The 26,712-nt window shown below is 74.2% G+C and carries 16 protein-coding genes; 3 read left to right on the forward strand and 13 right to left on the reverse strand.

Annotation, left to right across the window (positions count from 1 at the left end):
* Positions 1-28: 28 nt before the first annotated feature.
* The 8 genes from ACN6LM_RS04165 to ACN6LM_RS04200 form a co-directional block, all read right to left on the reverse strand.
* Positions 29-1,429, reverse strand: a complete 1,401-nt coding sequence (locus ACN6LM_RS04165; RefSeq protein ID WP_445063890.1) for an MDR family MFS transporter — start codon at positions 1,427-1,429, stop codon at positions 29-31.
* The gene (locus ACN6LM_RS04170; protein ID WP_445063891.1) at positions 1,426-11,388 is read right to left on the reverse strand and encodes an amino acid adenylation domain-containing protein; all 9,963 of its coding nucleotides are present in this window, start codon (positions 11,386-11,388) and stop codon (positions 1,426-1,428) included. The genes ACN6LM_RS04165 and ACN6LM_RS04170 overlap by 4 nt, the downstream gene beginning before the upstream one ends.
* 1 nt (position 11,389) lies before the next feature.
* Entirely contained in the window at positions 11,390-12,175 is a 786-nt protein-coding gene (locus ACN6LM_RS04175) for an ABC transporter ATP-binding protein (protein WP_445063892.1), read from the reverse strand.
* Positions 12,172-13,101, reverse strand: a complete 930-nt coding sequence (locus ACN6LM_RS04180) for a FecCD family ABC transporter permease (protein WP_445063947.1) — start codon at positions 13,099-13,101, stop codon at positions 12,172-12,174. The genes ACN6LM_RS04175 and ACN6LM_RS04180 overlap by 4 nt, the downstream gene beginning before the upstream one ends.
* Before the next feature lie 62 nt (positions 13,102-13,163).
* On the reverse strand, positions 13,164-14,186 hold the full coding sequence (locus ACN6LM_RS04185) for a FecCD family ABC transporter permease (protein WP_445063893.1): 1,023 nt from the start codon (positions 14,184-14,186) through the stop codon (positions 13,164-13,166).
* Positions 14,183-15,184 carry an ABC transporter substrate-binding protein gene (locus ACN6LM_RS04190; RefSeq protein ID WP_445063894.1) on the reverse strand — a complete coding sequence of 334 codons (1,002 nt, stop codon included), beginning with the start codon at positions 15,182-15,184 and terminating at the stop codon, positions 14,183-14,185. The genes ACN6LM_RS04185 and ACN6LM_RS04190 overlap by 4 nt, the downstream gene beginning before the upstream one ends.
* A 95-nt stretch (positions 15,185-15,279) precedes the next feature.
* The gene (locus ACN6LM_RS04195) at positions 15,280-16,149 is read right to left on the reverse strand and encodes a siderophore-interacting protein (RefSeq protein ID WP_445063895.1); all 870 of its coding nucleotides are present in this window, start codon (positions 16,147-16,149) and stop codon (positions 15,280-15,282) included.
* Positions 16,146-16,385, reverse strand: coding sequence for a phosphopantetheine-binding protein (locus ACN6LM_RS04200; protein WP_445063896.1), 240 nt, complete (start codon positions 16,383-16,385; stop codon positions 16,146-16,148). Before ACN6LM_RS04200 ends, ACN6LM_RS04195 begins: the two co-directional genes overlap by 4 nt.
* A gap of 478 nt (positions 16,386-16,863) precedes the next feature.
* On the opposite strand from ACN6LM_RS04200, the gene dhbC reads away from it, so the two are divergent.
* Positions 16,864-18,060, forward strand: coding sequence for an isochorismate synthase DhbC (gene dhbC, locus ACN6LM_RS04205; protein ID WP_445063897.1), 1,197 nt, complete (start codon positions 16,864-16,866; stop codon positions 18,058-18,060).
* Between the two features lie 10 nt (positions 18,061-18,070).
* Here the strand turns inward: dhbC and ACN6LM_RS04210 are convergent, their stop codons facing one another.
* Together ACN6LM_RS04210 and ACN6LM_RS04215 are read right to left on the reverse strand one after the other, a co-directional pair.
* A complete protein-coding gene (locus ACN6LM_RS04210; RefSeq protein WP_445063948.1) occupies positions 18,071-18,733 on the reverse strand; it encodes a lysophospholipid acyltransferase family protein in 663 nt (220 codons plus the stop codon).
* A 113-nt stretch (positions 18,734-18,846) separates the two neighbouring features.
* Positions 18,847-19,440, reverse strand: coding sequence for a TetR/AcrR family transcriptional regulator (locus ACN6LM_RS04215; protein ID WP_445063898.1), 594 nt, complete (start codon positions 19,438-19,440; stop codon positions 18,847-18,849).
* Between the two features lie 75 nt (positions 19,441-19,515).
* Between ACN6LM_RS04215 and ACN6LM_RS04220 the strand changes: the two genes are divergently transcribed.
* The gene (locus ACN6LM_RS04220) at positions 19,516-20,337 is read left to right on the forward strand and encodes a class I SAM-dependent methyltransferase (protein ID WP_445063899.1); all 822 of its coding nucleotides are present in this window, start codon (positions 19,516-19,518) and stop codon (positions 20,335-20,337) included.
* On the opposite strand, the gene ACN6LM_RS04225 is transcribed toward ACN6LM_RS04220, so the two are convergent.
* The gene (locus ACN6LM_RS04225; RefSeq protein ID WP_445063900.1) at positions 20,334-22,343 is read right to left on the reverse strand and encodes an acyl-CoA dehydrogenase family protein; all 2,010 of its coding nucleotides are present in this window, start codon (positions 22,341-22,343) and stop codon (positions 20,334-20,336) included. The two genes, ACN6LM_RS04220 and ACN6LM_RS04225, sit on opposite strands and share 4 nt — an antisense overlap.
* A gap of 93 nt (positions 22,344-22,436) precedes the next feature.
* Entirely contained in the window at positions 22,437-23,924 is a 1,488-nt protein-coding gene (locus ACN6LM_RS04230; RefSeq protein WP_445063901.1) for a DHA2 family efflux MFS transporter permease subunit, read from the reverse strand.
* A gap of 246 nt (positions 23,925-24,170) precedes the next feature.
* Here ACN6LM_RS04230 and ACN6LM_RS04235 point away from each other — a divergent pair, with 246 nt between their 5' ends.
* Positions 24,171-24,779 (forward strand): TetR/AcrR family transcriptional regulator, encoded by a 609-nt coding sequence (locus tag ACN6LM_RS04235; protein ID WP_445063902.1) that lies wholly within the window; start codon positions 24,171-24,173, stop codon positions 24,777-24,779.
* A 437-nt stretch (positions 24,780-25,216) separates the two neighbouring features.
* Here the strand turns inward: ACN6LM_RS04235 and ACN6LM_RS04240 are convergent, their stop codons facing one another.
* The gene (locus ACN6LM_RS04240) at positions 25,217-26,692 is read right to left on the reverse strand and encodes a hypothetical protein (protein WP_445063903.1); all 1,476 of its coding nucleotides are present in this window, start codon (positions 26,690-26,692) and stop codon (positions 25,217-25,219) included.
* Positions 26,693-26,712: the final 20 nt, after the last annotated feature.

The following is a 26,712-nucleotide window of genomic DNA, read 5'->3' on the forward strand; positions in this document are numbered from 1 at the left end:
GGCCCGGGGGCACACCCATGCCCACGTGTCACGCCTCCCGGGGTCGCGTACGGGGCAGCCGCGTCGCCGCAGCCGCGGCGAACAGGCAGAAGCCGAGCACCCACCAGAAGGTGGCACCGAAGGCCGCGGGGGTGTCCGCGCCCGTGGCGGCGAGCCGGTTCTCCAGGATCACCGCCACCGCCGCCGTGCCGACCGAACCGCCCACGGTGTTGAGGAGGTTGAGCGCTCCGGCCGCCCGGGGCAGCTGCTCGGGCTCGATCCGGCTGTAGACGATGTTCATCACGGGCGCCCCGACCATCGACATCCCGAAGCCCCGCACCACCAGCGCCGAGGCGATCACCGCGTCCGGGACCCCGTGCCCCAGCCAGGTGAACGGGGCGGTCCCGGCGACGATCAGCACGATGCCGGTCACCACCAGGGTCCTCGGCGCGACCTTGCTGATGGTCCGGCCGACGAGCACCGAACCGGCTGCCGCGCCCAGCCCCTGGGGGGCGAGCAGCAGCCCCGCCTCCCAGGCCGACATCCCCCGGCCCGACTGGAAGTACAGCGGCAGCAGGAACGTGGTGCCGAACACCGAGGCCCCGAGCACCACCAGCGCGAGGGCGGCGGCCCCGAACGGCGGCCGGGCGAACAGCCGGGGGTCGACCAGCGGAACGGACCGGGTGCGCAGCCCGTGCACGGTGAACGCGGCCAGCATGACCACCCCGGCGACCACCCCGGTCGCGGCCGGGACGGCGCGGTCGTGGGCGACCTCGGTCAGCCCGTACACCAGCACCGCGAGGCCCGGTGAGAGCAGCAGCGCCCCGCGCAGGTCGAACGCCGTCCGCCGCGACGCCGGGGGCACCACGGGCACGTAACGGCGGGCCAGCAGGACCGCCGCCGCGCCGATCGGCAGATTGACCAGGAACAGCCAGGGCCACGGCGCGACCGCGAGCACGGAGCCTCCGGCGAGCGGCCCGAACACCGGGGAGAGCAGCGGGACCACGGCGACGACGCTGATCACCTTGCCGGTGCGCCCGGGGCCCGCGACCCGGGCGAGCAGCGCCTGCCCGGTCGCGGGGAGCAGGCCGCCGCCGAGCCCCTGGATCACTCGGAACACGATGAGGCTGGTCGCCGACCAGGCCGAGGCGCACAGGACCGAGCCGACCAGGAACGCGCCGACCGCCGCGAGCCAGACCCGCCGGCCGCCGAAGCGGCCGGCCAGCCAGCCGGACGCGGGGACGGCGGCGACGACGGCGAGCAGGTACGCGCTGGAAACCCACTGGATCTCGGTGACGGACGCACCGAACTCCTCGGTGAGGCGGTCGAGTCCGACGCTGACGATGGTGGCGTCGAGCGAGGCCATGAACGTGCCGAGGACCAGGATGAACGCGATCCGCAGCAGGTCCCGGTCCACGCGCTCGGCGGGCGGGGCGGGCGCCGTGGTCACCGGTCCTCCAGGAGGCCGCGCACATCGGCGTCCAGGTGCCGCTCCATGTCCCGCAGCAGGTCCACCAGTTGGCTCGCGAGTCCGTCGGTGTCCGTGCCGGCCCGGTGGGCGAGCACACCGGTCCAGCCGTCGCCGTCCGGCATGACGGTGAGCGTGGCGGGGTGGTGGGTGGACTCCCGGAAGCGCGTGGCGAGCACGGTGAGTCCGGGGGCGGGTTCACGCAGGCGGTCCGGGTCGACGGGGTAGTTCTCGAAGACCACCATGCTGTCGAAGAGCCTGCGCCGCCCGGTGAGCCGTTCCAGATCGGACAGGGCCACGTGGTGGTGGTCGACCAGCTCGCGCTGGCGGGCCTGGAGGTCGGTGAGCGCGGCCGCCAGGGTGCCGGTGAGCCGGGCCCGTACCGGCACGGTGTTGGCGAGCAGGCCGATGATCTCCTCCACACCGTCGAGCGCCGGGGGCCGGCTCGACACCATGGCGCCGAAGCAGACGTCCGGCCGTCCGGAGCGCCGGGCCAGCAGCACCGACCAGGCGCCCTGCACCAGGGTGTTCGGGGTCAGTCCGCGCCGGGCGGCGAGCCGGGTGAGCCCGGCCACGAGCGCCGCGTCGAACGTGATGACCTCGGGCTCCTGCCAGGCCGGGCCGCTCGCGCCGCCGCCGAGGTGGTCGCCCTCGGGCAGCCCCTCCAGCTCGGCCGCCCAGGCATCGAGGTCCGGCTCGTGCTCCGCGCACCAGTCCAGGTAGTCCGCGAACGGGACGGGGGCCGGCAGGGTGTGCGCACGGTTCTCGGTCCGCGCGGTGTACAGGGCGAAGAGTTCGCCGAGGATGCGCGGGGCGGACCAGCCGTCGGAGAGGGCGTGATGGCTGGTCAGGACGAGGTCGGCGCGCTCGGGTCCGAGCCGGATCACGGTGATCCGGTAGAGCGGGCCGCGCGCGAGGTCGAAGGGTTCGGCGAGGTCGGCGGCCAGCACCTCGTCGGCCGGGGCGTCCGTGATCCGGAAATCGGGCCGGGGCGCCTCCGGGACGACCGCGAGCGACGCGGGGAACACCGCGCCCAGGTTGGGGTGCCGGGCCAGCAGGTCGTCGCCGGCCCCGCGCAGCGCCCCGGTGTCGAGCGGGCCCGCGAGCGTGAACACCGACTGCACGGTGTACGGGTCGGGGCGCTCGGTGCGCGAGTGCCGCAGCATCACCTCCTGCAACGGGCTGAGCGGCTGTACGGCCGCGACCGGCCGGTCCCCGAGCGCGACGGTCTCCGGAGCGGCGGCGACCCGCAGCAGCGCCGCCCTCAGGCGCTCCGCCAGTTCCTCGATCTCGGCGCCGGTGAACAGCGCCCGGGGCCAGGTGATCCGCACCCCGAGCGCGTCGTCGCGCACCAGGGCGTTGACCATGAGGCTGTACGGCAGGGGCATCGGACCGGAGCCGCCGGAGCCGAGCGGGTCGGCGTCCGGAGCGGGCTGCCACGGCGTCTCGGACTCCGGGGCGCCGGGGTACTGGCCGAGGTAGTTCCAGGCGAGCTCCGGGCGGACCGGGTCGAGCAGGCCCGCCGTGGTGAGGATGGAGTGGCCGAGGCCGTCGCCCTGGGCGCGCAGCCGGTCCCGGACCGCCCGCACGTCGTCGGAGGCGTCGAGCCGGACGGGGTGGATCGCGGTGAACCAGCCGACGGTCTGGGAGAGGTCGACCTCGCGCGGCCGGCCGTGGCTCTCCAGGGCGACCAGCAGTTCCGGGGTGCCGCGCCAGTCGCGTACCGCCTGGGCGAGCGCCGTCAGCAGGACGGCGTCCGGGGTGGTGCGGTGGGCGGCGGGCAGGGTGGTGACCAGGGCGCGGGTGGTGTCCGCGTCGAGCCGGATCTCGTGGTGTGCGGCGGTGTCCACGGTGTCCCGGGCGGGGTCGAGCGGCCGGGCGAGGGGCCCGGTCGCGGTCATCCGCCGCCAGTGCGGGAGTTCGGCGCGCCGGTCGGCCTCGCGCAGGGTGCGGGCCCAGCCGAGGAAGGACTGCCCGTGCCGGGTCAGCTCTCCCCCGTCGTGGGCGTGCCGGAGGTCGTCCAGGAGGATGCGCCAGGAGACGCCGTCGGCCACCAGGTGGTGGGCGATCAGGACGAGCCGGCCGGGGCGGTCGGGCCCGGCGTCCACCCAGACCGCGCGCAGCATCGGTCCGGTGCGCGGATCCATCGCCTCGCGCGCGGCGGCGGTCGCCGCGTCGGCGGCGGCCCGCGGGTCGCCGTTCGCCGGGACGCGGGTCAGGACGTCGGCGCCGGCCGGTTCGCCGGCCGGCGGGATGTGCAGCACGTCGTCGCCGAGGCGTGCGCGCAGCACGTCGTGGCGGGCCAGCAGTGCGTCGAGAGCGACCTGCCAGCTCTTCTCGTCGCCACCGGCCGGGACGCAGACCTCCACCCACTGGCAGAAGCCGTCGGCGGCCTTCCCCGCGCGGTGCAGCAGGTCCCGCATGACCGGGGTCAGCGGGGCGTCCCCGACGGCCGGGGCGGCCTCGCCGTCCAGGGCGCGGGCCCGGGCGGCGATGCCCGCGACGGTCTCGCCGTCGAACACGTCCTTCGGGCTCAGCCCGAGCCCCTGGCGGCGGACCCGGGAGACCAGTTGGAGGGAGACGATGCTGTCGCCGCCGACGTCGAAGAAGTTGTCGTCGGGGCCGATGTCGTCGCGGCCCAGGACGTCCCGGAACACGGCGAGCAGCAGCGCCTCCTCCTCGGTGGCCGGCTCGCGCCGGGCGGCGGAGACGGTGGCGGGGGCGGGCAGCGCCGAGGCGTCGAGCTTGCCGCTGGGGCTCAGCGGCAGCCGGTCGAGCGGGACGAACGCGGTCGGCACCATGTGGTCGGGCAGCCGCTCGGTCAGGTGTGCGCGCACCCCGGCGGTGTCGAGGTCGGCGTCGTCGGCCGGGATGACGTAGCCGACGAGCCGGCCCTCGCGCATCACGACGGCGCAGGCGCGGACGTCGGGGTGCGCGGTGAGGGCGGTCTCGATCTCCCCGAGCTCGACGCGGAAGCCGCGCACCTTGATCTGGTGGTCGGCGCGGCCGAGGAAGACCAGCTGCCCGTCGTTCCGCCACCGCACCAGGTCGCCCGTGCGGTACATGCGGGTGCCGGGCGGCCCGTACGGGTCGGCGACGAACGCGCCGGAGGTCAGGCCGGGGCGGCCGAGGTAGCCGCGGGCCACGCTCGGGCCGCCGAGGTAGAGCTCGCCGGTGACGCCGACGCCGACGGGCTGGAGTCCGCCGTCGAGCACGTAGGCGCGGACGTTCGGGTCGGGGCGGCCGATGGGCAGCGGTCCGGCGTCGTCCGGGTCGTAGTGCCAGGTGGTGGAGTTGATGGTGACCTCGGTGGGCCCGTAGGCGTTGAAGAGGGCCCGGCGGCCCCGGCCCCAGCGGTGGGCGAGCTCCGGGTCGAGCCGTTCGGCGCCGACGACGAAGAGCACGTCGGGGTCGACGGTGCGGTCGTCGGGCATGGCCGCGAGGAACGAGGGGAGCAGGTTCACGCCGGTGACCCGGTGTTCCGCGATGTAGTCGAGGAGTTCGTCGCCGGGTACGCGCACCTCCTCGGGTGCGATGACGGACGTACCGCCGGACAGCAGCGGCACCATGGTCTGCCAGAACGCCACGTCGAAGCCGGTCGACGCGAAGTGCAGATAGCGGTCGTGCTCGGTGACGCCGACGACCTCCTCCTGGAGGGCGATCAGATCGGGCACACCCCGGTGGGTGACGCCGACGCCCTTGGGGCGGCCGGTGGTGCCCGAGGTGTAGATGACGTACGCGAGCGCGTCGTCGGTGAGCCGGGCGCGGGCGTCCACCGGGTCGGTGTCCGGTGCGGAGGCGAGAGTGCCCGGGTCGTCCAGGCGCAGGACGGGGATCTCACGGTCGACGGGCGGTTCGGCGCCGGCCGTGACCACGGCCGCCGGCGCGATGTCGTCGAACATGTACGCGAGCCGTTCGCGCGGGTAGGCCGCGTCCATCGGCACGTACACCGCGCCCGCCTTGGCGACGCCGAAGAGGGCGACGGTCATCTCGACGTCCCGGCCGATGAGGACGGCGACGGGGTCCTGGGGCCGGACGCCCCGCGCGATGAGCGCGTGCGCGAGGCGGTTGGCCTGCCGGTCGAGTTCCTCGTACGAGAGGCTGCGGCCGCGGCAGACCAGCGCCTCGCCGGCGGGCTTGCGCCGGACCCAGCCGGCGAACTCGTCCAGCCAGTGGCCGCGTTCCTTCGCGGCGACGATCGCGGTGCCCGTACGCAGCATGCGGGCGCGCTCGCCGACGTCGAGGGCGGGCAGCGCGACGGCGGCCCTGTCCGGGTCCTCGGTGATCTCGTGGAGCAGGTTGCGCAGCCAGCGGCCGTAGTCGCGCACGGTGTCCCGGTCGAACGCGCCTGGCTGGTAGCCGAGGCCGACGGTGATCTCGTCGCCCGGGATCACGATGACGGTGAGGGCGTAGTGCGTGGCGTCCGTGATGTCGACGCCGGTGAGGTCGAGCCCGGGGGCGAGCGGGGTGCGGGTGCGGCTGGAGAGCGGGAAGTTCTCCATGACGAGCATCGTGTCGAAGAGTTCACCGACGCCCGCCTCCCGCTGGATGCCGGGCAGTCCGATGTGGTGGTGCTCGGCGAGGGCGACGCTCTCCGCGTGCACCTGGGCCATGAGGTCCGTGACCGTGCGGTCCGGGGCGTACCGGACGCGGACCGGGACGGTGGTACCGAGCTGGCCGATCATCGATTCGACGCCGTCGACCTCGGCGGGCCGGCCGGAGACCGGGCAGCCGAACACGACGTCCCGGCGGCCGGTGAGCCTGCCCAGGAGCAGGCCCCACGCCGTCTGGAGGACCGTGGTCAGGGTGATCCCCTGCTCCCGGGCGAAGGCGCGCAGCCGGTCGCTGAACCCGCGGCCCAGCTCGACGGTCTCCCGGCCCGGCCGCTCCACTGCGTTCCCGTGGCCGGCGGGGGCCAGCCGGGTCGCCTCCTCGACGCCCGCGAGCGCCTCGCGCCAGGCGGCGGCGGACGCCTCCTGGTCCCGGCCCGCCAGCCAGTGGAAGTACTCCGACAGGGGCGGGGAGACGGGAGCGGCGGGCCCGCCGCCGAGTTCCGCGTAGATCGCGAGGAGGGTGCGGCCGACGATGGGCATCGACCAGCCGTCGAGCAGGGCGTGGTGGTTGGTGATGACGAGCTTGTGCTCGGCGGGCCCCACCCGGGAGAGCAGGAAGCGGATGAGCGGCGGCCGCGCCGGATCGAAGGGGCGCGCCAGGTCGGCGCGGGCCGCTTCGGCGAAGTCGTCGTCCTGCCGCCATTCCAGCGCGACGTCGGCCGGAACCACCTGCACCACCTCGTCCCCGACGGTGCCCAGGTGGACGCGGAGCGCGGGGTGGCGGCGCAGCAGCTCATGGGCGGCGCGGGCCATCCGGTCCGGATCCAGCTCCCCGGACAGGGTGGTGACGGCCTGGACGACGTAGACGTCGGTGTCCGTCTCGTCGCGGACCATGGTGTGGAAGGACAGGCCGAGCTGGAGCGGGGTGGCGGGCAGCACGTCGCTGACCCGGCCGGTGCGCTCCAGGGCGTCGATGGCGTCCTGGTCGAGGGCCACCAGCGGCAGGTCGGAGGGGGTGAGCCCGCCCGTGGTGTGCAGGGCGTGCGCGGCCAGCGCGTCGAGCGCGGCGGCCCAGCAGTCCTGGAGGGCGGCCAGGGCGTCGGGGCCCAGGACCTCGCCGGCGGCGGTCCACTCGACGGCGAGCCGGGGTGTGTCGCCCTCGTGGACGAAGCAGTTGAGGGCCAGCACCTGTTCCAGGGACTTGGTGTCGGGCTCGATCACCGAGAACGCGTCGTGCTCGGGGAGCCGCCAGCCGTCGGCGGCCGACGGGGCGAACCTGCCCAGGTAGTTGAGCAGCACGTCCGGCGGCGGTGTCGCGCCCAGTTCCGGGCCCGCCTCCGGGTCGAGGTGGCGCAGCACCCCGTAGCCGATGCCGTTGTCGGGGACGGCGCGGCGGGCCTCCTTGGCCGCGCGCAGCGTCGCGCGGACGTCGTCGGAGGCGGGCACGCGGACGGGGTACTCGCTGGTGAACCAGCCCACCGTGCGGGCCAGGTCGAGGTGTTCGCGCCCGTGGCCCTCCATGGTCACGGTGACGGTGTCGCCGCGCAGGCCCCAGCCGCGCAGGGCGAGGACGAGGGCGGCGAGCAGGACCTCGTCCACGCCCGCCCGGTAGGCGGCGGGCAGCGTGGTGAGCAGGGCCTCGGTGGCCTCGGGCGAGGCGGTCGTGACCGAGCGGCGGGCGGTGGCCGAGGTGTCGCGTACGGGGTCGAGGGGGCGCGCCCCGAGCCGGGACGCGGATCCCAGTGCCGCACGCCAGTGGGCGAGTTCACCGCGACGGGCGCCGGTCCTGCCCTGGTCGGCGAGGGCTTGGGCGTGCCGGCGCCAGGAGGTGCCGGCGGGTTCGAGGGCGCCGCCGGCGCAGGCGGTGTGCAGGTCGGGCAGCAGGACGCGCCAGGACACGCCGTCCATGGCCAGGTGGTGAACGACGACGACCAGCCGGTCCGGTGCGCCGTGGCCCGTACGCAGCAGGGCGGCGCGGACCAGGTCTCCGGTGCGCGGGTCGAGCTGTCCGGCGAGCCGCCCGGCCAGGGCGGTCACCTCTTCGCCGGTGACCTCCTCGACGGCTGCCCGGACCGTGCCCCGGGGCAGGATCTCCGGCTCGCCGGCCACGCGCAGCCGCAGCGCGTCGTGGTGGTCGATGACGGTCTGCACCCCCCGGGTCAGCCGGTCCGGGGTGAGCGCGTCCACGTAGAGGGCGGTCCACTGGGCGTACCCGGCGACCGTGTCGATGTCCGGGTGCGGGTCGAGCAGGGCGCGCACGATGGGCGGGGCGGGCACCGGGCCGACCGGCTCGTCCGCCGGCCCTGCCTCCCCGTCGAGCAGTTCGGCGGAGGCGGCGAGCGCGGCGAAGGTGCGGCGGGCCAGCAGGTCCTTGGGGCGAAGCCCGAGGCCGAGGGCGCGCAGCCGGCTGCTGACGGTGATCGCGGTGATGCTGTCGCCGCCGAGGGCGAAGAAGTCGTCGTCCACGCCCACGCGTTCGACGTCGAGCGCGTCGGCGAGGACGGTGCACAGCAGCCGTTCGCGTTCGGTGCCCGGTTCCCGGCCGCCGCCGGGCAGGGCGGGCGCGGGCAGGGCGGCGCGGTCGAGCTTGCCGTTGGGCGTGACCGGCAGGGCGCCGAGGACCAGGACGGCGGCGGGCACCATGTGGCCGGGCAGCCGCTCGGTGAGCCGGGCGCGTGCCTCGTCCCCGGTGACGGAGGCGGACACGATGTAGCCGACGAGCCGGGACGACAGGACCCGGGCGGCAGCCGCGGTGACCCCGGGCAGGGCGGCGAGCGCCTCCTCGACCTCGCCGGTCTCCACCCGGTGGCCGCGGATCTTGACCTGTCCGTCGCCCCGGCCTCCGTACTCCAGGCCCCGGCCGGGCAGCCACCGGGCCCGGTCGCCGGTGCGGTACATCCGGTCGCCGGGGGCGCCGAAGGGGTCGGCGACGAAGCGTTCGGCGGTGGCTCCGGGCCGGCCGAGGTAGCCGCGGGCCAGGTGCGGTCCGGCGAGGTAGAGTTCGCCGGCCGTGCCGGGCGGGACGGGCTGGAGGGCGCTGTCCAGGACGCGGACCCGGGTACCGGCGAGCGGGTGTCCGATGACCGGGTCGCCGCCGTCGATACGGGCGGTGGTGGCGTCCACGGTCGCCTCGGTCGGCCCGTACATGTTGCGCGCGGGGGTCCCGGACGCGGCGACGCGGCGCCACAGGGCGGGCGGTGTCGCCTCGCCGCCCAGGAGCAGCAGTGCCGGGGGCAGGTCGAGCAGGCCGGCGTCGATGAGCGGGGCGGCCATCGAGGGTGTGGTGTCGATGATGTCGATGCCGTCGCGGGCGTACGCGGCGAGCAGGGCGTCCGCGTCACGGGCCGTCTCGGCGTCGTACACGTGGAGTTCGTGCCCGCAGAGCAGCCAGATGAGGTGTTCGAAGGCGGAGTCGAAGGCGAAGGAGTAGGTGTGCGCGGCGCGCAGCCGGCGGCCGGTGGCCCGTTCGGCCTCCGCGACGACGGTGGCCCGCTGGTGGTGCAGCAGTGCGGCGAGTCCGCCGGCGCGGCCGAGCACGCCCTTGGGACGGCCGGTCGATCCAGAGGTGTGGATGACGTAGGCCAGGTGCTCGGGGTGGCGGGGCCGGGAGAGCTCGGCGGTGCCCAACGGGGCGCCGGAGAGGTCCGCGGCCTCGTCCAGGAGGGTCTTCCAGGGCAGTCCGCCGACCGTGCCGTCGGTGAGGACGAGGACCGGGCGGGTGTCCGCGACGAGTTCGCGCAGCCGCTCGGGCGGGTGCGCGGCGTCCAGCGGCAGGAAGGCGGCGCCCGCGTCCAGGACGGCGAGCAGGGCGACGACGGCGTCGGCCGAGCGGGGCAGGGCGAGCGCGACGACGTCCTCGGCGCCGACGCTCCGGGCGCGCAGGGCGCGGGCCACGCGGTGCACCCGGTCGGCGAGTCCGGCGGCGGTCAGCCGTTCGCCGCCGCAGACCAGGGCGGTGTTCCCGGGTCTGGCGGCGGTCATCGCGTCGAAGGCGGCGGGCACGTCGAGGGGTGTGCCGGGCAGGGCGGGCGGGCTCCATTCGGCGGGCAGCCCTTGGCCGGTGAGCGCGATCCGGGCGACGGGCAGACCCTCGATGAGCCCGGCGAGCAGGGCGCGCAGCCCGGTCATCAGGCTGTCGACGGCCGCCTGGTCCTTGGCGCGGGCGTCCACCTCGAAGCCGAGCAGGAGCCCGCCGTCGCGGGTGGGCAGGACGCTGAGGCCCATGTCCTCGGGCGGGCCGCCCGCGACGTTGCGCATGACGCCGGCCGCGCCGGCGAAGTCGAGCGTCAGGTCGAACGCCTTGAGGTTGATGCCGCGTCCGTGCAGCAGCGCGCCGGCGCCGGGCACGCCGAGGTCGCGGGGCAGGTCCTCGCCCCGGTAGCGCTGGTGGTCGCGCATCTCGCGCATGGCGGTGGCGACGCGCCGGCTCAGCTCCCCGAGCCGGTCGTCGCCGCGCACGGTGACCCGCATCGGCAGGACGTTGACCGCCATGGCGGGCGTGCGCAGCGCGACGGAGCCGGTCCGGCACATCAGGGGCAGGGCGAAGACGACGTCGGTGCGGCCGAGCACGCGGTGCAGAAAGGCGGCGTAGCAGGCGATCAGGGCCTCGCCCCAGGCGACGCCCTCCGCGTCCGCGAAGGCGCGCAGGGCGGCGGTCTCCCCGGCGCTCAGGGCGGCCCGCGCGGTGAGCGTGCGGGCGGGCGCGCCGGCCGTGCCGGGCCCGTCGTGGGCGTCGACGTCGGGCAGCGGCGTGAAGCGCTCGACCCAGTACGCGCGGTCCTCGGCGGCCCGGTCGCTCTCGCGGTACGCGGTGTCCTCGGCGACGAGCGCCGCGAACGCGCCGAAGGTGGAGCGGGGCGGTTCGGTGCGGCGGACCAGGGCCGTGTAGTGGGCGGCGGTGCGGCGGGCGAGCAGGGCCGCGGTGTAGCCGTCGAAGACGAGGTGGTGGCCGAGCTGGGTGTACCAGACCTCGCGGTCGGAGAGCCTGATGACGGTACGGGAGTACAGCGGGCGGTCCGTCATGGCGCGGCACGCCTCGGCGAGCCGGGCGCGTTCGGCGTCGACCAGCGCCTGGGCCGCGGCGGCGGGGTCGGTCTCGGCGCTGACGTCGACGAGCGGCGGGAGGGCGACGGGTCCGGTGCCGACGGCCTGGCGTGGGCCCTCGGGCGTCTCGTACACCCTGAGCCGCAGGCTCTCGGCCTCCTCGGTGGCGGCGCGGACCGCCTGCGCGAGCGCGTCCGTGTCGACGGGTCCTTCACCGGATATCTCGATCACATCGCCGACCACGTAGTACGGCGAGTCGGGTTCGAGGCGCTGGGCGTTCCAGATGCCGAGTTGGGCGCCGGTCAGGGGAAGGAGGCCGTCCGGGGACACGCTCGCGGTGGTCAACTTACTCTCCTTGCAGTGTGGGTACGACCATCGGAGTGCCGGTCACGGGGTCCGGGACGACGACGCTGGGCAGGTCGAACACGTCCTTGATCAGCGTGGCGTCCACGATGTCGCCGGGGTCGCCCTCGGCGACCACCTCGCCGGCCTTCATGGCCACCAGGTGATCGGCGAACCGGCATGCCTGGTTGATGTCGTGCAGGACCGCGACGACGGTGCGGCCCTCGTTGCGCAGCCTGGCGAGCAGGCCGAGCAGTTGGTACTGGTGGGTGATGTCGAGGAACGAGGTGGGTTCGTCCAGCAGCAGGTAGGGCGTCTGCTGGGCGAGCACCATCGCCATCCAGACGCGTTGCCGCTGTCCGCCGGACAGTTCCTGTACGGGCCGGTCCGCCAGGTCCGCGACACCGGCGGCGGCCATCGCCCCGTCGACGGCCTCCTGGTCGCCGTCCGACCACAGGGCCAGCATCGACTGGTGCGGGAAGCGGCCCCGGGCCACCAGCTGCCGGACCTTGATGTCCTCGGGCGCCGTGGGGTCCTGGGGCAGGAAGCCGAGCTGCCTGGCCAGCGCCTTGGTGCCGAACGCGCCGACCTCGCGGCCGTCGAACTCCACGCGCCCGGAGTGCGGTTTGAGCAACCGTACGAGCGCGCTCAACAGGGTGGACTTCCCGCAGGCGTTGGGGCCGACGATCGCGGTGAACGCACCGTCGGGTATGTCGAGGGTGAGCCGTGTGGACACGACGCGGTCTCCGTAGCGCAGGGTGATCTCCCGCGCCGTCAGGCGTGCGGTCACGCGCGCCTCACCTCCTTGGTCAGCAGCCAGATCAGATAGCAACCGCCGATCGCGGTGCTCACGACGCCCACGGGCAGCGCGACCGGGGCCAGCAGCATCTGCGCCACCAGGTCGGCACCCTGGAGCAGGACCGCCCCGGTCAGCGCGGCCGGGAGCAGCGGGATGCCGGCGGCGCCCGCGAGCCGGCGGCCGATCTGCGGCGCGGCCAGCGCGATGAACGCGATGGGCCCGGCCACGGCGGTCACCGTGGCGGTGCAGCCGACGCCGACCAGGACCATCAGCAGCCGCAGCCGGCCGAGCCCGACGCCGGTGGTCACGGCGACCGGGTCGCCGAGCGCCGCCTGGTGCATGGCGTGGGCCCGGGTGGTCATCAGGAGCAGCAGCACCGCGATGACGGCGAACGGGATGCCCAGGTCCTCCCACCCGACGCCGTTGAGGGAGCCGGCGCTCCAGCCGACCGCGGCGATCGCCACCTCCAGCTCGGCGCGGAGCACGATCCACGAGTTGATCGCGGTCACCATCGCGTTGACGGCGATGCCGATGACCACCAGCCGGAGTCCGGAGAAGCCGTGTCCGAGCGCGAGCAGGTAGATGGCGGCGGCGACGACCAGCCCGCCGATCACGGAGCCGACGGCCAGCTGGGCGGAGGTGCCGGACAGCACGGTGAGGGCGACGAGGGCGCCGGTGTAGGCGCCGGCGTCGAGCCCGATGACGTCGGGGCTGCCCATGGGGTTGCGGGTGAGGTTCTGGAACAGGGCGCCCGCGACGCCGAGTGCCAGGCCGAAGACGACGCCGGCGAGCACGCGCGGCAGCCGCCAGTCCCGGATCACCACGGAGTGCTCCGAGCCGGTGAGGACGGCGAACACCCGGGAGGGCGGGGACCATGACGCCCCGTAACACAGCCCGAGCAGGCCGAGGCCCAGCATCAGGGCGACGAGCACCGCGACGAGTACGACCGTGCGGCGTTCGGCACGCAGTCCGCGCAGGTTCACAGCGCCCCCGCCCCGTAGCGGCGGACGGCCCAGATGAGCATGGGGCCGCCGAGGAACGCGGTCACGATGGCCACCGGGACCTCGCCGGTCGGGAGCAGGACGCGGGAGGCCATGTCGGCCGCGAGCAGCAGGACCGGGCCGAGCACCATCGTGTAGCCGATCAGCCAGGGTACGGAGCCGGACGCCGGCCGGCGCGCGAGGTGCGGCACGATCAGCCCGACGAAGAGGATGGGTCCCGCCACCGCCGTCGCCGCCCCGCTGAGCACGGTGATGAGGACGAGGGTGACGATCCGGACGCGGCCGACGTGGGCGCCGAGGGTGTGCGCCACGTTCTCGCCGAGCGTGAGGGCGTTGAGGGCCCTGCTCAGCAGCAGCGCAGCGGCGAGGCAGACCGCGATGGCGGTCAACGGCCAGGCGAGCGGAGCCTGTTCTCGGCCGGCCAACGTGCCGACGGACCAGAATCGGTACACGTCGAAGGTGTCGGGGAGCATCAGCCGCAGGCCGAGCGAGACGCCGCTCAGCACCGCGGTCAGCGCCACCCCGGTGAGCACCAGGCGCAGCGGTGAGCGGCGGCCGACCGCGGCGACGAGCACCGCCGCGATCGCCGATCCGATCACGGCGAAACCGAGCTGTCCGGCCTGGCCGGCGGCCAGGCCGAGCGCGGACCCGATGGTGACGGCGAACCCGGCACCCGCGGTGACCCCGAGGATGCCGGGCTCGGCGAGCGGATTGCGGGCCAGCGTCTGGATGAGCGCGCCCGAGACGGCGAGGGCGGCGCCGACGGCGACGGCGAGCATCGCGCGCGGCGCCCGCACGTCCCGCACGATGACGTGGTCGTCGGTGCCCCGGTGGTCGAACAGTGCGCGCACGACTTCGCCGGGGGCGATGTGGCGGGCCCCGACGCCCATACTGAGGACGGCGAGAGCGGCCAGCAGGATCAGTCCGCCGATGAGCAGTGCGGTCTGCGGGACGGCCCGCCGGTTCCCCGCCGCCTCGGACGCGCGGCCCGCGACGGTCACCGCTTCAGCAGCGGAGCGAGCGACTGGTCGACCGCGTCCAGGGTCATCAGGGCCTCGCCGTAGGTGGCGGCCTCGGTGTAGCGGAACGGGTAGACCTTGCCGGCCTTGACGGCGGGCAGGTTCTTCCAGAGCTTCGAGTCCAGGACGTACTGGACGGACGGCGGGACGCTGCCGTCGGCGCTGACGGAGTAGGTCAGCGCGTCGGCCTCGCGGAAGGCGTCGGGCAGTTCCTCGATGGAGGGGTACTCGCTGACGGCCTGGGAGCCCGGGCCGGGCTTCTTGACCTTGCCGTAGTAGGTGGCGCCCAGGTCCTCGGCGATGTTGGTGCCCCAGGAACCGTTGAACTCGCGCTGGAAGGTGCCCTTGGCGGCGTCACCGTACGCGCCGACGTGGCCGAGCTTCAGCTTCGGCAGAACATCCTTGTACGTCGCGGCCAGTTCGGCGGCCTTGGTGTCGTACGCCTTCTTCTGGGCGTCGAACTGCTCCAGTGCACCGGCCGCGTCGGCCTGCTTGCGGGAGAGGTCGCGCCAGGCGGACGGGAGGCTCGGGCCGATCGCCACGACGGGGGCGATGGACTTCAGCCGCTTCATGTCGATGTCACCGAGCACGGGCGCCGGGACACCGATGACGATCAGGTCGGGCTCGGCCTCGGCGATGGCCTCGTAGTTGGTCTCGGCCGCCTGCTCGCCCGCCACCTTGGTGAGCTTCTTGTAGGTGGCGAGGTCTTCCTTGTTCATCATCGGCTCGCCGCGCTTCCACGACGAGATGCCGACCAGCGGTGCGTCGGCCTCGATCAGCGCGGGCACGGCATAGCCGGTGGCCACCACACGCTTCGGGTTCGCCGGGATCGTGATCTTGCCGTTGTCCGCGGTGAACACCCGGGTCTCGGTCTTCTCCGAGGCGGAGTCCGACCCGCCGTCCGAGGAGGACCCGCATCCGGCCAGTACGAGGGCCAGCGCGGCGGCGCCGACCAGGCCGGACGATCTGCGTATGGACATTCCGAAGCTCCTTGCTACTTAGGTAAGGCTCACCTTACTTGACGGCCTTTCGGGGGACAACCCGCAGGTGGCACGCCATCCGGTCCTGCGGTGGATCAGTGCTCGTGACCGTGGTCGTGGTCGTCCTCGTCGAAGTCCGCGACGCCCCGCTTCCAGTAGCCGGTGATGTCGTAGTCGGCCTTGTCCAGCCGGAGTTCGTCCCGGACCCAGCGGCGCAGCGGCTTGATCTGCCCGGCCTCGCCGGCCACCCAGACGTACGCCCGCTCCCCCTCGGGCACGACGACGGACATCGCGGCCCGGGCCAGCGCGTCACCGGAGCCGGCGGGCGCGTCGCCGCGGTGCAGCCAGTGCACCTCGACGCCTTCGGGCGCGGAGAGCCCGATCTCCTCGGCGGCGTCCGCGACTTCGGCGAACACCCAGCCCCGGGCGGTCCGCGGCAGCTCTTCCAGCCACCGCGCGACGGCGGGCAGGGCGGTGAGGTCCCCGACGAGCAGATAGCGGTCGTAGGTGTGCGGGACGATCAGCCCGCCGGGCGGTCCGGCGACGTGGACGGTGTCGCCGGGCCGCGCCCGGCCCGCCCAGCCGGAGGCCAGTCCGCCCTCGTGGACGGCGATGTCGATGTCGATCTCGCCGGCGACGGGGTCGTAGCGGCGCACGGTGTACTCGCGCGAGGTGGGCAGCGGCCTGGGCCAGCGCAGCATCGCCCCGTTCCGCTCGGGCAGCCGCAGGGTGCCGTCCGGCTCCCGGAAGATCAGTTTCACGTGCTCGTCGGGCGCGTGGGACTCGAACCCCTCGGTCCCGGGGCCGCCCAGCGTCACCCGCAGCAGGCCCGCGCCGACGGCGGCCGTGCGCACGACCTCGGCCTCCCGGATGCCGATCGGATAGCCGACCTTCTCGGCGTGCAGCCCGGCGCGCACCTCGGCGATCCGGTCCAGGTGGCGGTCGCGGTGGTCGGTGCGGCTCATGCGGCCCCACCCGCCAGCAGGGCCTGCCAGTGGCCGAGTTCGGGCCGCTCGAAGAGGTCGGGGAACTCCAGCGCGGTCGCCCCCGCCGCGCGCCAGCGCTCCACCAGGACCATGATCCGCATCGAGTCGAGACCGAGGTCGACCAGATTCTCGTCGGACGCGATCTCGCCGGGCTCACAGCCCAGCAGTTCCGCGATGTCGGCCCTGACACGTTCGGGCGACAAGGTCTGACTCATCCACGTACTCCTCGGTGGGTGGGCGCCGACGACGGGTCGGAGCGGAAGTGACGGTGCTTGCGGGGCCCGGCGCGACGATGCGCGCGCGAACAGCCGCCCGGAGCGGGGACGTTCACGGGCGCGAGGGCGCGGCCCGGCCCGCTGACGGGGCACTGCGCCCGCGGCGAAGGGTCACGAAATCGACCACAGCCCCCCTCGGGCCCAGGCAAGGCTAACCTAACATCGGCACGGGCGACACGGGCACCCCACCCGCCAACCAGGCTGCCGCGAGGCGCAGTTCGGGCGCCGGATCCATGGCTCGAACCCCACCGCCCTCCTGCGCGAACGCCACAACTTAGGTTACCCTCACCTAACCTACCGTAGGTGCTGCTCCGGGTGAAGACCCGCCGCAGGCATGCCGCCGCGCCGAACCGGCGCAGCCCCTCAGCGCATCCTCATCCCTGGCCCCGCCCACGGGGCCATCGAGAACGGAGTCCCCGTGTCGACGGCATCCCGAGTCGCCGCGCCCATACCCGCGGCCCATCCGGCCACCGGGGCGGCCACCTCTCTCCTGGACGCCTACGCGCCCGGCGCCCGCTTCCTCGCCACCCCCGGACGCACCCTGCTGGCCCGGGGCGCGGCACTCCAAGTCCCGCACGGGGCGCAGCCGGTGGACCGGCGCGTGGCGGACACCCTGGCGGAGGCCGCCGACGCCGGACAGCGGTCGCCGGTGGTGATGGGTGCGATCCCGTTCGACCACACGGAACCGGCCGCCCTGAGCGTGCCCGCCACGCTGCGCACCGGCCCGCCGCTCACCTCCGACCCCCTCATCGCCCTGCCCTCGCCGGGGGCGGCCTCCCCCGGCTGGCGGATCCGGCCGGTCCCGGAACCGGAGGTCTACGCGAAGGGCGTGGCCTCGGCCGTGGAGCGGATGTGGCGTGGCGAGTTCAGCAAGGTCGTCCTCGCACGCACCCTGGAGCTCAGCTCGCCCACACCCCTGGACGTGCCCGCCATGCTCCAGCGCCTGGCCCGCCGCGACCCTTCCGGCTACACCTTCGCGCTGCCCACCGGCCCCGGCCGCACCCTGATCGGCGCCAGCCCCGAACTCCTCGTCTCCCGCCGGGGCCGCCGGCTGGTCGCCAACCCCCTGGCGGGCTCCGCCCCGCGCAGCGACGACCTCGCGGAGGACGTCCGCCGCGCCGCCGCGCTCCTGGAGTCCGCGAAGGACCTCCACGAGCACGCCGTCGTCGTGGACGCCGTGCACCAGGCGCTCGCCCCGCACTGCTCGGACATGTCCGTGCCGCCCCGGCCGACACTGATCCGCACCGCGACCATGTGGCACCTGTCCACCACGGTCACGGGCACGCTGACCGACCCGGACACCTCCGCGCTCACGCTGGCCTGCGCCCTGCACCCCACCCCGGCCGTGTGCGGCACGCCGACGGCGACGGCCCGACGGGTACTGACCGAGACCGAGCCGTTCGACCGGGGCTTCTTCACGGGCGTGGTCGGCTGGGGCGACGCGCGGGGCGACGGGGAATGGGTCGTCACCATCCGCTGCGCCGAGGCGGAGGACCGCACCCTGCGCCTCTACGCCGGCGCGGGCGTCGTCGCCGCGTCCGAGCCCGAGGCCGAGACCGCCGAGACGGCCGCCAAGTTCCGCACGTTCCTGAGCGCGGTGGGCGCCGAGCTCTGAACCCTCCGTGTCAGGCGGTGAGGGCGGCGGGCTCGCCCAGCCGGGCGGCCGCCGTCCGCCAGGCGGCGGTGACGGCGAGGCGGGCCTGTGCGGTGGCCGTCGGGCCGTCACCGTCGAGTCGCAGCGGCGGCCCGACGTGGACGTGCAGACGGGGGCGCCGCAGCGGGGCGGTCGCCAGGCCCGCGAGCTGCTTGGCGGCCGGGCCGGAGGTGACCCGGCGGGCCCCGGCCTGACCCAGCGGGATGACCGGCGCACCGGTGCGGTGGGCGAGCCGGGCGAGGCCGCGGTGGAAGACACCCGGCGCCGCTTCGGCGGCGTCCCCGCGGTCGGGAAGGCCGCCCTCCGCGTAGATGAGGATGTGCCGGCCCCGTTCCAGCGCCTCCTGGGCGAGAACGACGGCCCGGCCCGCGCGGGGGTCGCCGCGGTGGACGGGGATGTGCCCCTCGCGCGCCAGGGCGCGGCCGAGCACGGGGACGCGCCAGAGCCCGGCGGCCGCCAGGACGACGGGCCGGGCGCCGAGGAGGCGCAGGGCCGCCAGGACGATCGCGGGGTCCGCGAGCGAGGTGTGGTTGGCGGCGATGATGCCGGCCGGGGGCAGGGCGGCATCCGTTTCGGTGCTGAGCGTCAACCGCCCGAAGGCGGGCACCAGTTGACCGGCAAGGCGGCTGATCATGGACATCTCCGGTTCGCTCGGGCGGAGTTCCATCGTTCCGCTCCGGACGGCCGGCCGGCTGAGCGGTGGTACTCATCCCCCATGGGTATCCGGACGGCTCCGCCGACCGCACGTCACCGCCGTACGGCGTCCGCGATCGCCGCGGCCACCAGCTTGCCGACCGCCGCCGCGTCCGGCGGCCCGGACTCGCGGTCCGCGAACAGCAGGTGCCCGCCCCCGACGAGGGTGAGCGTGAGGGAGTCGATGTCCGCGCCGGCCGACACCCGGCCCCGTGCGCGCTCCTCCGTGAGGTAGCCGGAGACGGCGGTCGTGATCTGGGCGAGGATCGCGATGCCGCCCCCGGGGGTCGCCTGCCTGAGGCGGGCGCGCAACTCGTCCCGGAAGGTGATGAGCGGAATGATCGCGACCGGCACCGGCCCGAAGAGGGCGGTCAGCGCGTCGGTGAGATTGCCCGCCACGGTGCCGGTCCCGGCCCTCTCGCCCAGCGCCCGCGCCCGCGTGTCGAGATCCGCGGCCCGGTCGAGCACGAGCTCGGCGAGGAAGGCGTCGAAGTCGGCGAAGTGCCGGTGCAGGACACCCTTGGCGCAGCCCGCCTCGTCGGTGACGGCCCTGCTGGTCAGGCCGTTCGGCCCGTCCCGCAGCAGGACGCGCTCGGCGGCGTCGAACAGCTGCTGCCGAGCGTCGCGAAGGTGCACTCCGGTCGGCACGTACCCACTCCTCATGTCGTCCGAGCGTCCCTGCCCCACCTTGGCATGTGGGCACTTGCCCACTAAAGTGAACGCATGCCCACTTTACCGCGGGAGCAGCCCGGGCCGCCGCAGCCCCATCACGCCCGCCGGACCGCCGAGTCCTTCGGCACCGACGCACGGCGTTACGACGAGGCCCGCCCCGCCTATCCCGACGACCTGGTGGCCCGCGTCGTCGCCGGGAGCCCCGGACCGGACGTGCTCGACGTCGGCTGCGGGACCGGCATCGCGGCCCGTCAGTTCCGGGCGGCCGGCTGCGCGGTACTCGGTGTCGAACCGGACGCCCGGATGGCGGACCTGGCCCGCGCGCACGGTGTCGGGGTCGAGGTGGCGACCTTCGAGGCGTGGGACCCGGCGGGCCGGACGTTCGACGCGGTGACCGCTGCCCAGTCGTGGCACTGGGTGGACCCGGCAGTGGGTGCCCGGAAGGCGGCCCGGGTGCTGCGGCCGGGCGGGCGCCTGGCGGTCTTCGGGCACGTCTTCGAACCGCCCGCCGAGGTGGCGGAGCCGTTCGCGGCGGCCTTCCGCCGGGTGGCCCCGGACTCGCCGTTCAGCGGTCAGCCGGCGCGGCGACCGCTGGACGCGTACCGGGCGGGGTACGCGAGGACCGCCGAACAGCTCCGCGCGACCGGGCACTTCCACGAGCCGGAGCAGTGGCGGTTCGACTGGGAGCGCCGCTACACCCGGGACCAGTGGCTGGACCTGCTCCCGACCACCGGGGGCCTCACCCGGCTCCGCCCGGACCGGCTGGCGCAGATCCTGACGGCGGTGGGCGACGCCATCGACGCGCTGGGCGGCCACTTCACCATGCCGTACGTCACCCTGGCGACGACCGCCGTGCGCGTCGAAGGACGCTAGGCCCTGTCCGGCGGAGAGTCGTGGGCCCGCGACGATCCGCCGGACAGTCCCTGGCCCACCAGGTCCGGGGCGCGCAGCATCTCGTCCGGGATGCCCCAGGCGTCCACGAGGTCGACCGCGAGCGGCCGGACCTTGCGGCAGAGCTCGTTCACCTCTCGGCTGATCGCCTTGGAGCGCTGGACGGTCAGCCGGCCGTGCTCCATGAACCAGGCCCGGTCCGCCTCGATGGCCGAGAGGGCGAAGAGGTCGCACAGCAGGCGCAGCGCCTCCTTGTTGCCGCCCTCGGGCAGGGCGCGCACCTGATCCGTGAACGCTTCGAGGACGAGCCGCTCGACGTGCGCGCGGGCGACGGCGATGACGTGGTCCTGGACCCGGGAGAAGACGGCGCCGGGGTCCTCGTGCTCGTCGATCCCGCGCTTGAGCCTGCGGGCCACCCCGGCGAGCATGTGCTCCTCGCGGAAGCGGACCATGGCGAGCTGGTACTCCGGGTCGAGCAGCCCGGCCTCGCGGTCCCACTCGTCGCCGCCCGGCAGCAGGTCCCGCACCCGTTCGAGCAGCTTGTGGGCGGAGGTCTTCTCCAGGACCGTCTCGACGGCGAGCCCGGCGACGTGGCGGACGGTGCCGAGCTGGTCCAGGTCCTCGAACTCACTCGCGTAATGGGTGAGGAGGCCCTTGGCCACGAGCTGGAGCAGGACGTGGTTGTCGCCCTCGAACGTGGTGAAGATGTCGCTGTCGGCCTTGAGCGCGGCGAACCGGTTGACGCTGAGGTAGCCGGCGCCGCCGCACGCCTCGCGGCACTCCTGGACGACCCGGGTGGCGTGCCAGGTGGCGAGCGCCTTGGTGCCGGCGGCCCGGGACTCCAGGAGGCGCCGAGCCCGGGCGTCGTCCCGGATGCCGGAGAAGACGTCGTGCAACTGGGTACGCACGGCGTCCTGGGCGAAGTGCAGTGCGTACGTACGGGCGAGAAGCGGCAGCAGGCGGCGCTGGTGCAGTCCGTAGTCGAGGAGCAGTTGCTCGTCCGCGTCCGGGGCTGCCGCGAACTGCCGACGCCGCACCGCGTACTTGGTGGCGATCGCGAGGGCCACCTTGGCCGCGCCGACCCCGGCACCGGCAACGCTGACCCGGCCCTGCACGAGGGTGCCGAGCATGGTGAAGAACCGCCGCCCGGGGTTCTCGATCGGGCTCTCGTAGACGCCCTCGGCGGTGACGTCGGCGAACCTGTTGAGCAGCGCCTCGCGCTCCACCCGCACCCCGTCGAACCGGATGCGGCCGTTGTCGACGCCGTTGAGGCCCATCTTGCGCCCGTCGTCCTCGATCCGGACGCCGGGCACCACCTCGCCGTCCTGCCGGACCCGTACGACGAACGCGTGCACCCCCTCGGCCTTTCCGCCGACCTCCAACTGGGCGAAGACGACGGCGAGCTCCGCGTGGCGGGCGGCATTGCCGATGTAGTCCTTGCACGCCCCGTCGTCCGGGGTGGTCAGGACGAACTCCTGGGAACCGGGGTCGTACCGCGCCACCGTCCCGAGCGACTGCACGTCGGAGCCGTGCCCGGTCTCGGTCATCGCGAAGCACCCCATCAGGCGCCCGGTGATCAGGTCCGGCAGATGGGCCCGGTGGTGACGCTCGGTGCCCAGCTGCAGGATCGCCCCGCCGAAGAGCCCGAACTGCACCCCCACCTTCACCAGCACGGACAGGTCGCCGAAGGCGAGCGTCTCGAACGCCGCGATGGACGCCCCGACGTCACCGCCCCCGCCGTACTCCTCCGGAAAGCCCATCCCCGTCTGCCCGGTGGCGGCCATCTCCACCACGATCTCCCGCACCCGCTCGCGATACGCCTCCAAGCCGAGCTCCTCGGCCTCCTCCAGTACGGAGGCGTACGCCACCAGGTTGCTCCGGACGAGATCGCGGATACCGGCGTAGTCCCCGTCGAGCACCCGGGTCAGCCCCGGTACGTCGACCTCGGGCTGTACGTATCCGGTGGCGGGTGTGTTCTCAGTGACCATGCACCTTCGCTACCCCGCCCCGGCACGGTCAAGCGACCGTCGTGGGCGGATCGCCCCGGTGGCACGAGAACGCCGCCGGGCGATGCCGTCCGCTCAGTGGCCGACCATCACGGTCGGGTCCGCCGCCTTGACCTTCCTGCGCGGCAGCAGCAGAGCCGGAATCAGGCACACGGCGATGAGGACGGCCGCCACCAGGAACACCGAGGCGAACGCGTCGCCCATCTGGTCCTTGATGCCGCCGGGGGTCCTCGCGGTGATGTCCTTCAGGCCGTTGGTGAGGAGTACCGAGAACAGGGCGGTGCCGATGGAGGCGGCGACCTGCTGGACGATGTTCATCAGGGTCGAGCCACGGGCGACCGTGTGCTCCCTCAGGGTGGCCAGCGCCGACGCCATGATCGGCATCATGGAGGCACCCATGCCGAGGCCCATGATGAAGAGCGCCGTGATGATGTACGCGTAGGACGTGTCGGCGGCGAGCTGCGTGAACATGCCCATGCCGACGGTGATGACCGCGATGCCGGTCATGACGATCTTGCCGGGGCCGATGCGGTCGGCGAGCATGCCGGCTATCGGCATGGTGATCATCGCGCCGATGCCCTGCGGGGCGAGCAGGAGACCCGAGTCGAGCGCCGACTCCCCGCGCACCTGCTGGAAGTAGAGCGGGAACAGCAGGCTGGCACCGAAGAACGCCATGGCGAACAGCGACATGGCGATCACGGCGACGCTCAGGTCGCGGTTCTGGAAGAGCCGCAGATCGATCAGCGGGTGGATGTTGGCGGGCCGCAGCGCCCAGGGCACGAACGCGGCGACGAGCACCAGACCGATGATCGCGGGTACGAGGACCTTGGTGGCCCAGACGGTGCCGGTCTCCGGGATGGAGGAGACGCCGTAGAGGAACGACGCCAGGCCGGGCGAGAGCAGCAGCACGCCCACCCAGTCGAAGGTCTCGGACGGCTCCACGTTGTCCTTGGGCAGCACGAGCGCCGCGTACACGAGCGCGATCGCGCCGATCGGCAGGTTGATCAGGAAGATCCAGTGCCAGGTGGCGACGTCGATCAGCCAACCGCCCAGGATCGGGCCGAAGATGGGTCCGAGGAGCATGGGAATGCCGAGTACGGCCATCACCCGGCCGACCCGCTCGGGGCCGGCCGCGCGCGTCAGAATGGTCATGCCGAGCGGCATCAGCATGCCGCCGCCCAGGCCCTGGATCACCCGGAACGCGACCAGCATCTCCAAGGAGTTGGCGGCGGCGCACAGCGCCGAACCGGCCGCGAACAACGCGACCGCGAGCAGATAGAGACGTTTCGTCCCGAACCTGTCGGCGGCCCAGCCGGTGAGGGGGATGACGCTCGCCAGTGCCAGCGTGTAGCCGGTCATGGTCCAGGCGACCTGGGCCGAGGTCGCGTGGAACTCCTTCTGGAAGGTCTGCAGTCCGACCGAGACCACGGTGATGTCCAGGATCGACATGATCCCGCCGAGCACGACCACTCCGGCCACGAGGAGGACCTTGCTGTCCAGCTTGTCGCTGGAGGTGCCCCCTCCCCCGGGAGGGCTCGACTCGATTTTTTGCGACGTGGTCATTACTCACCTTTCGGAGAAGATGCGGGGCCGCCCAGGGCCCGCGTGATCTGTCCACCCCCCGTGACCTCCGGCTGGTGGCAACGGTGTGCGCTCCGGCGGGCATGGATACGGAATCCGCCCTTCCACGGGGCGGTCAGAGATCCACCGAGGCGCGGTCCACGACGGACGGCTCACCGGGCGGGATTCATGCGATCCGTTGTGGAACATGAATGTACCAGCGCCTGTGGGCCAGTATCGTTTTGATTGATGACAAGAAACGTGCACCTGCGCGACCGCGTGGCGGTCGCGATCCTCGACGCCGCAGCGATGCTGCTCGCCCGGCGGGGCGAGAGCGTCAGCATGGCAGACGTCGCGGCGGCAGCCGGCGTGGGCCGCACCACTCTGTACCGCCACTTCCCCAGCCGCGAGACCCTGCTGGACGCCCTGTCCCAGGAAGCGTGCGCCGAACTGATCGGCAAGCTGGCGGACGCCCGTCTGGACCGCGTCGCCGTGCCCGAGGGGGTGGCGCGGGTGAGCCGGATCGCGATGGGCCAGGCCGCCAAGTACCAGGCCCTGATGCGCATCCACGGCAAGCCCGCCGTGGCCGACGAGACCACCCGCCGGCTCATGGCGCCCCTCACCGCGCTGTTCGTCCGCGGATCGGCCGACGGCACTTGGCGCACGGACCTCGGCCCCGACACGCTGCTCGACCTCTACAGCGCACTCCTGCAAGGAGCGTTGAGCCAGGCGTTGCACGCCAAGCTGGGCGTGGAGCCCGCTGCCGCCGCCGTCACGTCGGTCTTCATGCACGGCGCGGGCACCCGGCGGCCGGTGAGCGACGGCCTGGTGAACAGCCCTTCCGCGGCGGCCGGCTGACGGCGCCGGCGGCCCGCGCCGTCAGCCGACCGGTGATCGCCGTGTCGGTTGCCGGGGCCCGGTGGCGTTCCACGACGCGAGCAGACGCAGTGCCTGCTCGGGGGCCGAGCCGGGTGCGGCCGTGTAAACGGTGAGCGTGAGACCGGGGGCGGCAGCCACTCCCTGTCCGGAGCCCGCACCTACTGGCATCGCCACCCGCTGAGCCGGACCGTCTCCGTCACCGAAGGCGTCGCTCTGTACCGGCGCCTCGGCGGACCCGTCGAAGTCATCCGGCCGGGCGACCGCGTCCTCTTCGAGGCCGACGAGGAACGCTTGGCACGGCGCGGCCCCGGCCCGCCTCGTGGTGCACCTGGCCCTCGACGAGGCGGACGCCGGCCACGACGCCGTGCACTGGATGACCCCGGTCACCGACGAGGAGTACGGGGCCGCTCCCGCCGTCAGCCGACCGACGCGCTCCAGCCCTCTTCCGTGGCGACGTACAGCGCGCCCCGGTGCAGACCGAGGCTGCTGGGACCGGTGGCCTTCCCCGTACGGGCGAGCGCACCGGGGCCCTGGAACGCGGCGTCGGCGAGGCGGAAGCCGTGGGGCGCAGTGCAGCTGAGGCAGCGCAGGCGCCACGGCGCACCGGGCCGGTCCGGGAGGGCCAGTTGGAGCTGGGCCTCGGCGGGATGCCCGGTGGCGCGGGCGGCCGTCCAGGCTGCCATGACGAGCGCGGCGCTGCGCGGCGGCTCCGGGAGCCGGGGCGTCCCGTCGAGCGGGGAGGGCGCTCGTACGGGGCCCTCGTCGGCCTCGATGAGGTCGTCGCGGCCCGCGCTCGACCTGAGGATGCCGGCGAGCGAGCGGGCGAGGCCCGGGCCGCCCCGGTCGGCCCAGAAACGGATCAGGTCCCGGAAGGCCGCCTCCCGGTCCGCGCGCGGGGCGGAGCCGGCGGCGAGGACCGCGGTCCCCGCCCCCTCGACGGCCCGGCACAGAGCGCGCACGGGGACCCGATCGGCTTCGCCGGGATACCGCACCGTGCGGATCTCCCACATGACGTGCCGCAGCAGCACCGCGGCGGCATGCGCGTCGGCCCCCAGCTTCCCGTCGTCGGGCGGTGGACCGGGCCGCGCCGAACGGCGGTCGCGGGGCGGAGTCACCGCGTCGGCGCGCCGGCCGGCGGCGGAGCGGTGCCAGGAACGGTCGTCGCACCAGTACTCGGCGGCTTCCGCGCGGAGGCGGCCGGCCGCCCCCACGGATACGGCGATCCCGTCGGCCCGGGGGTCCAGGACCGCTCCCCGCGTGTCCGACAGGTCGAAGGCCGCCTCGGTGACGCGGTCCAGCGCGAGGTTCAGGAGGGCGGGGCCCACGGCTCCGCCCTCCTCGACGGCGAATCTGCGGGGAACGGCCAGTTGGAGCAGTGCGGTCAGGTCCGCACCGGCGCGTTCCACCCGCAGATGGCTGACCTCGGCCGCCGCCAGGTCGTAGTCGGGCAGCAGTTCCTCGACGCGCGTGACAGTCAGCGCCCGGGGCAGCGGCGCCATGACGTGCCCGCGATGGTCCCGGCCCGGGACGTACGGCTCGATCTGGGAGAGCAGCGGGCCGATGTCGTACCCGGCGACCGCGGCCTGCTCCGTCATCCACCGGCGGCGGCGCTCACTGATCCCGGCCATCCACTTCAGTGCGGCCAGCGCCCGCCGTTCGCGCTTGCGCGGATGGGCCGAGTGCGCGGCCCTGAAGAGCGGGAAGAGGTTGTTGTCCCATACGTCGGAGGCCGCCCGGATCGTTTCGCGGTCGTACCAGCGGGCATCCGCCGCGGCCTCGGCGATCTGCAGCACCGAGCGGTCCAGCAGCGCCGCGAGCACGGCCATGGCCGGGGCGCCGTTCACACCTTCGGGGGAAGCGCCGGGCGGCAGCGGGGCCGCGGGGGGTGTCATGCCTGCGATCGTCGCACACC

It is taken from the genome of Streptomyces sp. SAS_281, from assembly GCF_052542855.1.